Below are 13,107 nucleotides of genomic sequence, written 5' to 3' on the forward strand. Positions count from 1 at the left end.
CGAAAGTGTACATGCATTAGAAATATGAAGGAGGAAATTTCCTATGAAGAAGAAAACAGTTGGGTATTTAGCGATTGCAGGTGCGTTATCATTCGGAATCATTGGAGGAGTCGGCATTCCGGCATTCGCGGCAACGAATACTCCAGCAGTGGATCAGCCTGCAAAAACGGCGAAAAAGGATTTGGATGACGCTACAAAACAAAAATTAAAAACAATTATGGACGATACAAAGAAACAGTTAGAGGAACTAGGTGTAAAGCTTCCAGAGAAAGAGAAGCGTAAAGATATGTTTGCAGGATTAGATGAACAGGCGAAAGAAAAAGCGAAGTCCATTTTAGAGCAAGAGAAATCCGGAAAACTAACACGTGAACAAGCAAAAGAGGAATTAACAAAGCTAGGCGTGAAAATGCCGGAGAAAGGTAAGCGTGGAGACATGTTTGCTAACTTAGATGAACAGGCGAAGGAGAAAGCGAAGGCGATTTTAGAGCAAAAGAAATCTGGAAAATTAACGCATGAGCAAGCAAAAGAGGAATTAACAAAGCTAGGCGTGAAAATGCCGGAGAAAGATAAACATGGAGACATGTTTGCTAACTTAGATGAACAGGCAAAAGAGAAAGCAAAGTCAATTTTAGAGCAAAAGAAATCTGGAAAATTAACGCATGAGCAAGCAAAAGAAGAATTAACAAAATTAGGTGTGAAACTTCCAGAGAAAGAGAAGCGTGAAGATATCTTTGCGGGATTAGATGAAGCAACAAAAATAAAAGCAAAAGCGATTTTAGACAATGAAAAGAAACAATTAGAGGCATTGAATGTTGATTTACCGCACCATAAGTTTTTTATGAAAAAAGAAGATAAATAATTGAATGAAGTCGTATCTTTCGTGCGGGCAACCGGAAGGTACGTGCGAGGACCGATTTCTGTCAGCAGAAATCGGTCCCTTTTAATGATTCAATAAAATTCTTTTCATTGTTAGTATGTATCCGAAGATGCAGTAGAAGATTGCAAAACCGATAAACACTTCCGTATATTGATATTTACCCAATACGTAGAAGGAAACAGCTGGTATAATAGCTACCGCTAAAATGCTATAACCAGGATACTTGTGCCGATGCATGATAGCGAATAGAACAGAGAGAAACGTAGCGATGATACAAAAGACAGCAATCATTATTGGTGCACCTCCTAAATAGATTATACCATTTTTAGGGAAATGGAGAAGTGTCGTACCTTCTGTTATAATATAAGAAGAGAAATATTTCCTATGTTATATAAAAAAATATATTGATTTTTTCTAACAATTCAATATAATGAACAATAACTACAAAATTCGACATCAAGAAGTGATGATGAGGACACGATCAATTTTTTACGATTCTCAGAGAGGGAAGCCTTTGGCTGTGAGCTTCCTAATACGGAAAAATGGATTACCACCTCTGAACTGCAGCAGTGAACGGACATCTAGTAATTGCTTGCCGGCAAAAACCGTTATTTAGACTTGAGAAATTGGTGAAGTGTGTTACTTTACGAATTGAAACAAGGGTGGAACCACGAATACAACACTCGTCCCTTTTTTAGGGAGGAGTGTTTTTTTATTTCATTTTTGCATCACACTAGGATTGGAAGGAGGATACGCAGCATGCATCATGATGAGAAGAACAAAATTGGTTTAACAGTAGCACTTTCTATCGTAGTAGGAACGATTATTGGATCTGGTGTGTTTATGAAACCAGGGAGCGTATTAGATTACTCGGGGAGTTCTAATATGGCCATTCTTGCTTGGGTAATTGGTGGTCTGTTGACGCTAGCAAGTGGTTTAACAGTAGCTGAAATTGGAGCGCAAATCCCGAAAAATGGTGGGTTGTATACGTATTTAGAGGAGATTTACGGGAGTTTTTGGGGATATTTATCAGGTTGGATGCAAACAATTGTTTATGGACCTGCTATTATCGGAACATTAGGTTTATACTTTAGTTCTTTAATGATTAATTTTTTCTATTTAGATAAAGTGTGGAATTTACCAATTGCAATTGGAACGGTTTTGTTCCTTGGCGTTATAAATAGTATGGGAACAAAATACGGAGGTATCGTCCAAACAATCACGACAATCGGGAAGATGATTCCGATCATATTAATTGTCGTGCTAGGTTTTTGGAAAGGGAATAGCGATATCTTTAACGTAGTAGTGCCGATATCAGAAAATCAAAGTATCGGTATGGCAATTTTAGCAACGTTATTTGCTTATGACGGATGGATTTTACTTGCTTCGATTGGCGGAGAAATGAAGAATCCAACAAAGTTATTACCGAAAGCAATGACAGTGGGGATTTTAATCGTAACTGCTGCTTACGTATTAATTAACTTGGCGTTATTAAATGTATTACCAGCAGCGAAAATTGTAGACCTTGGAGAAAATGCGACAGCGACAGCTGCGGGTATGTTACTTGGAGAATATGGCGGGAAAATTATTAGTATCGGTATTATCGTTTCTATTTTCGGCTGTTTAAATGGAAAGATTTTAACGTTTCCACGTATCCCAATGTCTATGGCAGAGCGTGGACAACTTCCATTTTCTAAGTTTATTGCAAAGGAAAGTCCGAGATTTAAAACACCAGCAAATGCGATTACTGTTGAAATCATTTTAGGAATTATTTTAATGATTATTAGTGATCCAAATAAGCTATCTGAGATTTCCGTATTCATTATTTATATTTTCTATGTAATGACGTTTATTGGTGTCTTCATTTTAAGAAAACGTAATAAGAATAAAGAGCGTGCATATAGTGTACCGTTATTCCCAATCGTACCAATCGTAGCGATTTTAGGTTCGTTATTTGTAATTGGTAGTGCGATTATTAACAATCCAGTAAGTTGTTTCTTATCGATTGGAATTGTATTTACGGGGCTGCCGGTGTATTGGTACTTGAATAAGAAGAAAGAAACAGAATGATGAAAAGGTAGGCGTATTATACGCCTACCTTTTTTACTGTAAAAAAATTGTACTTGCTTCCACTTTCTATTTTGGTTACTATGATGGTAGTAACCAAAATAGAAAGCGTGGGGAAAGACTTGAATTTTCGTGTTTATATTTTAGCTATCGCGGCTTTTGTAGTCGGAACGGTTGAGCTAATTATAGGAGGAACGCTCGATTTAGTTGCCAATGATTTAGGAGTATCTATTAGTGCAGCTGGTCAGCTTATAACAATATTTTCGGTAGTATTTGCTTTGTCAGGTCCAGTTTTATTAGCTTTGACAGGGAAGTTTGAAAGAAAAACATTGTATGTTGGAGCATTATCGATTTTCTTAATCGGAAATATTATTTCGGCATTTAGTGTGAATTACGGAATGCTGATGTTCTCAAGGGTTATTTGTGCGGCCAGTGGTTCATTAATTATTGCACTATCGGTAACACTTGCTTCTAGTGTAGTAGAACCGCATTTTCGTGCGCGTGCAATTGGAATCATTTTTATGGGAATTAGTGGATCACTTGTACTTGGAGTACCGCTTGGTCTTGTACTCGGAAATGCATACGGATGGCGTGCACCATTTGTATTAATTTCTGTATTAACAGTTATGGCAATAGCTTGTATTTCATTGTTCTTAACGAAAGTACCACCGACATCGGTATTATCAATAAAAGAACAACTTGCTACTTTAAAAGATAAAAAAATTGTAAGTGCACAGTTAACATCATTTTTGTTTTTAACGGGGCATTTAACATTGTATGCATATTTAACACCGTTTTTAAAAGATGTCATGCATGTTGAAGCAAATTGGATTAGTGTGTTTTACTTCATTTTCGGAATCGCAGCAGTAATTGGCGGCGGATTCGGTGGATGGCTTGCTGATAAATGGGGATCGAAGAAAAGTATTATCTCGATTATTATCGTATTTGCATGTGCAATCTTCATGTTGCCATTAATGACATTCTCATTCCCGCTCTTCATCATTATGATGGGACTTTGGAGTATGCTGAGCTGGGCGATTTCACCAGCGCAGCAAAATTATTTAATTGAAATTGCACCGGAATCAGCTGGTATTCAACAAGGTTTAAATAACTCTGCGCTTCATTTAGGAATTGCACTTGGTTCAACAGTAGGTGGAGTTGTTATTGAAAAATCATCTGTTATATATAATGCTTGGGTAGGTGGTGGCTTTATTATATTAGCACTGCTTTGCGCGATTTTCTCGATTACGAGAGGACGCTCTACTCAGTTCGTGAAAGAAGAATCTATCGTTTGATAGGTTCTTTTTTATTTGTAAAATATTGCAGGTTTTAGTAGGTAAATGGAGAAAAGGGTATATAGCGAGGTGAGATATATGTATACGAATTTTTCAATTATTGGTTTTCTAATTTCAGTGATCCCGTTGTTTCTTATTATTCTTGCACTTAGATGGGTTCGTTTCATCTATAAAAATTCAGAGAAACAGATAGAGCAAAATGAGAAAATCATTGAGCTGTTGATGGAGATAAAGGAACAAAATAAAAAGGAGTCTAAGTGAAAAACTAGACTCCTTTTTATTATTTAATTAGTATCTTAATTTCATTAACAAACTCTTAATTTCCTCATCTTCCATAAAGAGATCATGATGTTTCTGAGTAATCTTTGCAAGTGCAACGTCGTGATAGAAAAATTCTGTAAAGAACTTTACGAAAGGTTGTGACATTGTTTTCATCGCTTGCCATGATTCTTGTTCTACGCCAGCAAATAAAATTTCACGATCGTCAACGATGAGTAGCAAGTAGCGCTCTAATGCATTAGGCTCTTCAGCTGGGATTAGAAAATGCATGTTTTCTAAGTCTGTTTCTACTTCTCCAACAATAAGAGATTCAATTTGAACACCTTGTTTTGCTTTTTGTTCTAGTAAAGGGAGATATTCTAAAAGAGTATCATTCCAAGCTGAAATACGGATTGATTCTTGTGCACTTTCAATGAGTTCTTTACTTTGAACTCGAATAGAAGATTGCATTTTTAAGCTCCACACACGGTCATCTGTAAATGATTTTTTTGATATGTTTGTTTCCAGTTCTTTAATATTTGATTGGAATTCTGTCGTTAATTTTTCAATTGCTAGTTTTAGTGGTAATGCTGTATACAATTTTTTCTTTTCTGAAACAGAATCCATTACCATTCCTTTATCGATTAGGCGTGCTAGTACTTCATATATTTTTGCTTTTGGAACACCTGAATGCTTCACAATTGTTGTAGCATCTAATGGTTCATTGCTTGATACGACAACTTCATAAGCTTGGCTTTCATATTGTGAGAAACCGAATTTTTGTAACATAGTTCCCTCCGAACGAATGAGATTATATTTTAAGGATAATGAACTATTTGTTTTTGCACAAGTGGTAGTCCGTTTTCTAATTGTATTAAGGTGAGAATTAATTTCAATTTTTTAATTTTATCTATTATACTTAATATAATGATTAATAAGATTTCAATTTAATGCGAAGGGGATGCTGGGGGGAAGATGTTAAGAAGTCTACGTTTAAAAATTGCGGTAGTGTTTTCAGTACTTATTTCTATGATGTTCGTAATATTGGGTACAGCTGTGTATCAATTACAGAAAGAAAAGGAAGTGCGTTCCTTAGACGAGTATTCTCAAAATGCGATGGATCTTGTGACAGAGCAACTTATGACATTTGTTCAAAGAACGGATGAAGATATGGGGTATTACGCGAACAGTGAGATGATTCGTAATATGCTTCAAGGTGGGGTTACTCCGGAAGAGGAAGCGTTTTTAACGAAAGAGTTTGCAGAGTATAAAAAGAATCATCCTGGTATTTTAGATTTATATATTGGTACGAAAGATAAAAAAACATTAAGTGCCAATCTTGCTGAAGGTGGGCAAGTGCCAGAAGGATATGATCCAACGACAAGACCATGGTATAAAGATTCAGAGGCTGATGTAAAAAAGGTCCATTGGGGACAACCTTCTTATGAAATTGCAACAGGAAAGTTAAGTGTAGGTGTTTCTAAAGCAATTACAGCTCAAGATGGATCTGTATTAGGCGTTGTTGCGATGGATGTATCGCTTGGGACGATTCAGAAGTTGCTTCACAATATTCAATACAATAATGACGGAGAAATGTTTATTATAAATGATAAAAATATGGCTCTTGTTTATCCAGAAAAGATAGGAAAAGATGTTTCTAAAGAGCCACTTATAAAGAGCTTGAATAAAGAGGTAACAAAATATGCGGGCAGTACAATAAAAGGTGAAGATGTAGTAGTTTATAGTCAATCATTTGATACGATGAAATGGACGATAGGAATCTTTTATCCGAAAGAAACGATCGATGGGTTATTAAATAGTACGAGGAATACAGTTATTATAATGGCATGTATTAGTTTATTAGTTGGAATCGTAGCTTCCTACTTGTTCTCAAGAAGATTAGCAAGACCACTGCAACTATTAAAGAATCACGTGCAAAAAGTAGCAGAAGGCGATTTAACGCTGCGAATGAAAGTGACAAGTAAAGATGAAGTTGGAGAGTTGACTAAGCACTTTAATGATATGGTTGAACAAATGAATGAAATGGTAAGTAAAATTAAAAACAGCGTATCAACGGTGCAACAATCAACGAATAGTTTACATTATTTAACGAACGAAACAGTAGCGGCTAGTAGAGAAGTTTCAGGAGCGATGGATGATGTGAGCGGAGGAGCTTCTACTCTTGCGAATAGTGTGGATGAAGTTTCAGCTCAGCTCGAGAATATGGCGGAGTCAGTGGAACAAATGAATAGCTCCGTTGGTGAAATAAAAGGAGTGGCTGGCAAAGCGGAAGAGGCATCTAAGCAAGGATTAAATACAATGAGGAATTTAATCCGTACGAGGGGACAATCATCTTCGATTGTTGTTCATACAGAAGAAGCATCGGATAAGTTAGAACAAAGAGTTGGATCGATTCAAAATGTTGTTGAGCTTATAAAAGGTATTTCGGATCAAACAAATTTACTTGCTTTAAATGCTTCGATTGAAGCTGCCCGTGCAGGTGAGCAAGGTAAGGGATTTGCGGTTGTTGCTGAAGAGGTTCGGAAATTAGCGGAACAATCAAAAGAGGCAACAGGAGAAATTACAACGATGATTGGTGATGTGCAAGTAGAAGTAAAAAGAGTTGTAGAAGTTGTAAGTAAATTGAAAGACATTGCAGATGTGCAAAATAAAGTGACGACAGAGGCAGAAATGGAGTTCCGCACAATTATGTCAGTTGTAAATACGATTAGTACTTCAGTTGAAAAAATTGTAGAAGAGGTACATAACATAGGTTACGAGCAAGGAGAGATTACAGCGGTAATGCACACAATTGCTGGTACGAGTCAAGAAAGTGCAGCTGTTTCCGAAGAGGTACATGCTGCAACGGAATCACAGGTGAATCATTTAGAAAAGGTAGCTCACACGATGGAAAGTTTGACAGAACATATGAGAGATTTAGAAAGATTAGTCGAGCAGTTTAAAGTGGAAGAGTAACATATTAGTAAAATGATGAGGATTTCGGTAAAATAGACAATGGATATATAAGAAACGATTATAGGAGGAAGACTACTATGGCAATTGTTGATGTATCGATTATTCCAGTAGGAACAGGTAATCCAAGTGTTAGTGAATATGTAGCAGAAGTACAAAAGGTGCTAGAGAAAAATGCGGATCGCGTGAAGTATCAATTAACACCGATGAATACAATTATTGAAGGAGATCTTCCTGTCATTCTAGAAGTAATTCAACAAATGCATGAAGTGCCTTATACGAAAGGTGCACAGCGTGTTGCAACAACAATTCGTATTGATGATCGTCGTGATAAAGTAAGCACAATGGAGAAGAAATTAAACTCTGTTCGATCAAAATTATAAGAAAAAGCAGCGATCTTCGCTGCTTTTTTCATATAGGAGGTAAATGAAATGAGTGAAAAGTTTAACGAGCAGTTTGACGGGTTACTAGAGAAATACACTGAGCTGTTACTTGGAGAGAGTAGTGAAGAGCGAAAAGAACAGGTGCAGAAGTGGGCACTTTATTCTTACATAGCGAAGACGATGCCAGCTTTAGTGAAGCATTGGAATGAGACATATCCAGATGCGAAAGAAGAGATGGTGCAGTTAATTACGGATATTAAAAGGCTGAATGAAGAGAAGCGAAATGAGCAGTGAGAAAACTTGAGGTGAATGTTACCTCAAGTTTTCTTTATTAATATCCTTATATAATTTACATGGAATATTAAGGGTTTTATAGGCATGTCGAATATTTTCGGTATGCCTATTTTTGCCCTAGTAAACCCGTTTTTTCTAAATGTCGAAAAATATTCCCTTCATATTTACATGCGAGAATATAGGTTTTTAAATGTTTTTATAGTATTTTATAAATTATCTAAATAATTATTTGTATCCAATAATTTTAAACAATGATATAATTTTGAAGAGGGGTAAAAAACAGATAAATTACAGTCATAGGGGTGAATTACATGGAACAATTAATGCGAAATTCGTTTCTTTTCTTATCTAAAAATAAAGCGCTAACAAAACTGGCTAAAAAGTACGGTTTACGCTTTGGTGCAGGTCGCTTCGTCGCAGGGGAGACGATTGAATTAGCGACAGCTGCCATTCAGGCATTAAATAAGCAAGGACTTTGTGTAACAATCGATTATTTAGGTGAATTCGTTGATAATGAAGCGGAAGCAAATGAAATGGCTAACCAATCGATTGAAGCGATCCGTGCAATTGGAAGAGAAGGTCTTGATTCGCAGCTTTCTTTAAAGATGACTTCTATGGGATTAGATATCTCTGATGAAATCGTAATGAACAATATGCGCCGTATTTTAGAAGCGGCAAAAGAAAATGGTGTGTTCGTTACAATTGATATGGAAGACTATACACGCTGCGGGAAAACAATTGATATCTTTAAACAATTAAAATCTGAATACGATAATATTGGTACTGTTATTCAAGCTTACCTATATCGTACAGAAAAAGATATTGAAGATTTAAATGCTTATAATCCTAATTTACGTCTTGTAAAAGGTGCTTATAAAGAACCTGAAGAAGTGGCATTCCCAGACAAGAAAGATGTAGATGACAATTATAAAAAAATTATTAAAATGCACTTATTAAATGGGAATTATACTGCAATTGCTTCACATGACGAAGCGATTATTGAATATACAAAAAAACTTGCCGAAGAACACAACATTCCAAGGGATCAATTTGAATTCCAAATGTTATATGGTATTCGTAATGAGCGTCAACTTGAGCTAGTAAAAGAAGGTTACAAAATGCGTGTTTACGTACCTTATGGAAACGACTGGTATGGCTACTTCATGCGTCGTCTAGCAGAGCGTCCAGCAAACGTTGCGTTCGTATTAAAAGGTATGGTTAAAAAATAACCAAGGAGTAAATACTCCTTGGTTATTTTAATTGCTGAAATGCGTAATGTGCCATTTTCTTCGTATCAGGATACAGTTGCTTGCGGGTAGAAGATAATACAACATTAATGACGCGTTTACCGTCTTTTTCATCCACTGTTACGACTGTATATTTGCCAAGTGCTGATAGACCGCTTTTACTTCCAATCGCATATGGATCGTCATATAGTTCTTCTCGTCCATAGTTTGCGATGTTTGGAGAGCGTTCTGAAGTATGTAGAGTTGTACGTGTTGAATTCATATATTCTAAAACAACTGGATACTTTAATGCTTCTTTCGTAATAATAGCAATGTCATATGGTGATACTTTATTCCCAATTGCATCAGCACCACTTGCGTTCTTGAAAGTTGCATGCTTTGTACCAAGTTCCTTTGCTCTAGCATTCATCATTTTCACAAATTCATTTTTTGATCCTGCGATATGTTCTGCAATTGATTCAGCTATTGGATCTGCACTAATGATAAGCATAAGTTTTAATGCCTCATCACGCTTTAATTTTTCTCCAGCACGAAGTTTAATTTTCTTGCTTTGACTTTCTGTTTTAATTGCATTTTCTGTAACCGTAATTTCTTCATCTTCTTTTACATTCTCTAGTAAAAGAAGGGTTGTCATCATTTTGGCTATACTAGCCGGATAAGAACGTTCGTCTTCGCGTTTCCCATATAAAATTTCACCTGTGTTTGCATCGATTGTAACCCCATATTGCCCAGTAATGTTAGGTTGATCAGCTCTTACAGCTTGTTGCCTTTGTGCATAAGAGAAGAAAATCATCCCTGTAAATAGTGTAGCAATCATTACAATCATAACTATTGTTCGTTTCATCATCGTTCCCTCTTTTGTTTTCCATATGTACAAATAAATTGGGCAGAAAAAGCAGCCATTAATCATTATGCCACGTTCTCTGCCCAAAAATATAGCGTTATTTTTCGCCCATATTATGCTTCTTATATTGTTGGTTATTACCTTGGCGTCCTTTTTCAACACCGTGATTATGTGGACCTGCGTTTCCAGTTACACTAGCTGCACTAATTCCAGCCTTTGAAGGGTTCTTCTTAAGTTTTGCCATATATATTCCTCCAGTTTCGTCAGATTATAAAAAGGAAAAGTGCATTTAAACAAAGAAAATACACATGTATAGCATAGCCAAATGAAAGAAAAATATTTATTTCAGAAAATTTTATCAATAAATATATTGCGAAAATTTAAACAGTATCATATATTTATTAGTAGAGGCTCACTCATTGATTGCGACTTATGTCGAAAAATTGAATGAGCATTCATTCAAGAATAGGGGGAGAATTGGATGTTCCAAATTAAAAAGGCTGCTGTTCTAGGTTCAGGCGTAATGGGTTCGGGAATTGCGGCACACTTAGCTAATATTGGTATTCCGACATTATTGCTTGATATTGTACCACCTGCGCTTACGAAAGAAGAGGAAGCGAAGGGACTTACATTAGAACATAAAAGTGTGAGAAATCGTTTTAGTAATACGGCTGTACAGAAACTATTGAAGCAAAAACCAGCTCCTCTGACAGTGAAAGGAAATCTAGCACTGATTGAAGCAGGTAACTTAGAAGATGATCTTGAGCTTCTTGCTGATGTAGATTGGATTATTGAAGTAGTAGTTGAAAACTTAGATATTAAAAAGAAATTATTTGAAAAAGTAGACGCTGTTCGTAAACCAGGTTCTATTGTAAGCTCGAATACGTCAGGTATTTCAGTTGAAAAAATGGCAGAAGGTCGTTCAGACGACTTCCAGAAACACTTCTTAGGCACACACTTTTTTAACCCACCACGATATTTAAAACTTCTAGAGGTAATACCGACGAAAGAAACAGATCCACAAGTATTAAGCTTCATGAAACTATTTGGCGAAGACGTTCTTGGAAAAGGCGTTGTTATCGCAAAAGACACACCAAACTTTATTGGAAACCGCATCGGTACGTACGGTTTATTAGTAACTCTTCAAGAGATGATAAAACGGGGCTACAGCATTGGGGAAGTTGATTCTGTAACAGGTCCATTAATTGGTCGTCCGAAGAGTGCAACGTTCCGTACATTAGATGTTGTTGGTTTAGATACATTCGTACACGTTGCAAATAACGTATATGAAAACGTACAAGAAGAAGAGCGTGATGTATTTAAAGTACCAGCTTTCATGCATGACATGCTTGATAAAAAATGGCTTGGAAGCAAAACAGGTCAAGGCTTCTTCTTAAAACAAGGAAAAGAAATTTTAGAACTAAATCCTGAAACGATGGAATATGAAGCGCGTAAAAAATTAAAAGCTGCATCCGTAGAGTTAAGTAAACAAGAAAAAGGATTAGCGAATAAATTGAAAGCGCTTGTATACGCAAAAGACCGCGCAGGAGAGTTATTATGGAACATCATTACACCAACTCTTTTATACTCTGCAAAACTTCATAAAGAAATTGCTGACGATATCGTTGCAATTGACCAAGCGATGAAGTGGGGCTTCGGCTGGGAGCAAGGACCGTTTGAAGTTTGGGATGCAATCGGCGTTGAAAAATCTGTTCAAAAGATGGAAGAAAACGGCGTAGTCGTTCCTACTTGGGTGAAAGAAATGTTAGAGAAAGGTTTCACTACTTTCTATAAACATGATAACGGCGATAGCTACTATTACGATAATGGCGAATATAAGCTAATCGAGCGTAATAAAAAAGCAATTTCTCTTAAGCAATTAAAAGCGAAAAATGGTGTATTAAAGAAAAATAGCGGAGCGAGCTTAATTGATTTAGGCGACGGCATCCTTTGCTTAGAGTTCCATTCGAAGAGCAATGCAATCGGTATGGATATTACGCAAATGATTAACTACGCTGTTGATGAAGTAGAAAAGAATTATAAAGGTCTTGTTATCGGTAACCAATCGAAGAACTTCTGCGTTGGTGCGAACCTAGCAATGATCTTAATGGAAGCACAAGACGACAATTACTTTGAAATTGAGTTGGTTGTGAAAAACTTCCAAGATGCAATGACGAAAATTAAGTACTCTTCTAAGCCAGTTGTAGCAGCACCATACGGTATGACGCTTGGCGGAGGTACAGAAGTTTGCTTACCAGCAGCTAGCATTCAAGCTTCTAGTGAAACGTATATGGGCTTAGTAGAAGTTGGTGTTGGCTTAATCCCTGGCGGAGGCGGTAATAAAGAGCTATACATTAAACACTTAAATAAAATGCCAAACGGTGTAGAGTTTGATCTGCAAAAAGTTGCGAATAAAGTGTTTGAATCTGTAGCGATGGCGAAAGTTTCTACATCAGCACAAGAAGCTGTATCGAACAACTTCTTAGGCGATAAAGACGGTATTAGTGTGAATGGTGATCACTTACTATATGATGCGAAACAGAAAGCACTTGCTTTATATGAAGCGGGCTATAAAGCACCGATTCGTAAAAAGATACCAGTTGTTGGTGAAACAGGATATGCAACTCTTGTACTTGGTGCAGAAGCAATGCATTTATCAGGTTACATTTCTGAACATGATCTTCACATTGCGAAGAAACTTGCATATGTCATTGCGGGCGGAAAAGTGCCGTACGGAACAGAAGTTGATGAGCAGTATTTATTAGATGTAGAACGTGAAGCATTTATTAGCTTAGTAAGTGAGATGAAATCACAAGCAAGAATGCAGCACATGCTTGTAAAAGGAAAGCCATTACGTAACTAATAACGA

At 36.5% G+C, this 13,107-nt stretch carries 13 protein-coding genes, 1 pseudogene and 1 other annotated feature; of the genes and pseudogenes, 10 read left to right on the forward strand and 4 right to left on the reverse strand.

What is annotated here, in order from left to right; translation table 11 throughout:
* Positions 1-43 precede the first annotated feature (43 nt).
* Positions 44-859 carry a hypothetical protein gene (locus AC1Q8L_RS21595; protein ID WP_000730847.1) on the forward strand — a complete coding sequence of 272 codons (816 nt, stop codon included), beginning with the start codon at positions 44-46 and terminating at the stop codon, positions 857-859.
* 81 nt (positions 860-940) lie between these two features.
* Here the strand turns inward: AC1Q8L_RS21595 and AC1Q8L_RS21600 are convergent, their stop codons facing one another.
* On the reverse strand, positions 941-1,168 hold the full coding sequence (locus AC1Q8L_RS21600) for a hypothetical protein (protein ID WP_000562237.1): 228 nt from the start codon (positions 1,166-1,168) through the stop codon (positions 941-943).
* Between the two features lie 166 nt (positions 1,169-1,334).
* Positions 1,335-1,571 (forward strand) — a binding site (T-box leader).
* A 65-nt stretch (positions 1,572-1,636) separates the two neighbouring features.
* Between AC1Q8L_RS21600 and AC1Q8L_RS21605 the strand changes: the two genes are divergently transcribed.
* The 3 genes from AC1Q8L_RS21605 to AC1Q8L_RS21615 all read left to right on the forward strand — a co-directional run bounded on the left by AC1Q8L_RS21605 (position 1,637) and on the right by AC1Q8L_RS21615 (position 4,500).
* The gene (locus AC1Q8L_RS21605) at positions 1,637-2,947 is read left to right on the forward strand and encodes an APC family permease (RefSeq protein ID WP_098311954.1); all 1,311 of its coding nucleotides are present in this window, start codon (positions 1,637-1,639) and stop codon (positions 2,945-2,947) included.
* A 107-nt stretch (positions 2,948-3,054) separates the two neighbouring features.
* Positions 3,055-4,239, forward strand: a complete 1,185-nt coding sequence (locus AC1Q8L_RS21610) for an MFS transporter (protein ID WP_025118115.1) — start codon at positions 3,055-3,057, stop codon at positions 4,237-4,239.
* Between the two features lie 78 nt (positions 4,240-4,317).
* Positions 4,318-4,500, forward strand: a complete 183-nt coding sequence (locus tag AC1Q8L_RS21615; RefSeq protein ID WP_000288468.1) for a hypothetical protein — start codon at positions 4,318-4,320, stop codon at positions 4,498-4,500.
* Positions 4,501-4,527: 27 nt separating this feature from the next.
* Here the strand turns inward: AC1Q8L_RS21615 and AC1Q8L_RS21620 are convergent, their stop codons facing one another.
* Positions 4,528-5,286 (reverse strand): TrmB family transcriptional regulator, encoded by a 759-nt coding sequence (locus AC1Q8L_RS21620; protein ID WP_000939481.1) that lies wholly within the window; start codon positions 5,284-5,286, stop codon positions 4,528-4,530.
* 327 nt (positions 5,287-5,613) lie between these two features.
* Here AC1Q8L_RS21620 and AC1Q8L_RS21625 point away from each other — a divergent pair.
* The 5 genes and pseudogenes from AC1Q8L_RS21625 to AC1Q8L_RS21645 form a co-directional block, all read left to right on the forward strand.
* A pseudogene (locus tag AC1Q8L_RS21625) lies at positions 5,614-6,525 on the forward strand (cache domain-containing protein); the annotation flags it as partial.
* 123 nt (positions 6,526-6,648) lie between these two features.
* Positions 6,649-7,473, forward strand: a complete 825-nt coding sequence (locus AC1Q8L_RS21630) for a methyl-accepting chemotaxis protein (protein ID WP_404978270.1) — start codon at positions 6,649-6,651, stop codon at positions 7,471-7,473.
* A gap of 77 nt (positions 7,474-7,550) precedes the next feature.
* Positions 7,551-7,853 carry an MTH1187 family thiamine-binding protein gene (locus AC1Q8L_RS21635; RefSeq protein ID WP_001018860.1) on the forward strand — a complete coding sequence of 101 codons (303 nt, stop codon included), beginning with the start codon at positions 7,551-7,553 and terminating at the stop codon, positions 7,851-7,853.
* 48 nt (positions 7,854-7,901) lie between these two features.
* Positions 7,902-8,147 carry a YusU family protein gene (locus AC1Q8L_RS21640; protein WP_001290600.1) on the forward strand — a complete coding sequence of 82 codons (246 nt, stop codon included), beginning with the start codon at positions 7,902-7,904 and terminating at the stop codon, positions 8,145-8,147.
* A gap of 311 nt (positions 8,148-8,458) precedes the next feature.
* The gene (locus AC1Q8L_RS21645; RefSeq protein ID WP_000436780.1) at positions 8,459-9,376 is read left to right on the forward strand and encodes a proline dehydrogenase family protein; all 918 of its coding nucleotides are present in this window, start codon (positions 8,459-8,461) and stop codon (positions 9,374-9,376) included.
* 22 nt (positions 9,377-9,398) lie between these two features.
* On the opposite strand, the gene AC1Q8L_RS21650 is transcribed toward AC1Q8L_RS21645, so the two are convergent.
* Together AC1Q8L_RS21650 and AC1Q8L_RS21655 are read right to left on the reverse strand one after the other, a co-directional pair.
* Positions 9,399-10,238, reverse strand: coding sequence for a D-alanyl-D-alanine carboxypeptidase family protein (locus AC1Q8L_RS21650; protein WP_000831466.1), 840 nt, complete (start codon positions 10,236-10,238; stop codon positions 9,399-9,401).
* Between the two features lie 97 nt (positions 10,239-10,335).
* A complete protein-coding gene (locus tag AC1Q8L_RS21655; RefSeq protein WP_001096344.1) occupies positions 10,336-10,482 on the reverse strand; it encodes a YuzL family protein in 147 nt (48 codons plus the stop codon).
* A gap of 237 nt (positions 10,483-10,719) precedes the next feature.
* Between AC1Q8L_RS21655 and AC1Q8L_RS21660 the strand changes: the two genes are divergently transcribed.
* The gene (locus AC1Q8L_RS21660; protein ID WP_000486359.1) at positions 10,720-13,101 is read left to right on the forward strand and encodes a 3-hydroxyacyl-CoA dehydrogenase/enoyl-CoA hydratase family protein; all 2,382 of its coding nucleotides are present in this window, start codon (positions 10,720-10,722) and stop codon (positions 13,099-13,101) included.
* The last annotated feature ends 6 nt before the right edge of the window (positions 13,102-13,107 follow it).

Source organism: Bacillus sp. GW823-FHT06A11 (assembly GCF_058795355.1).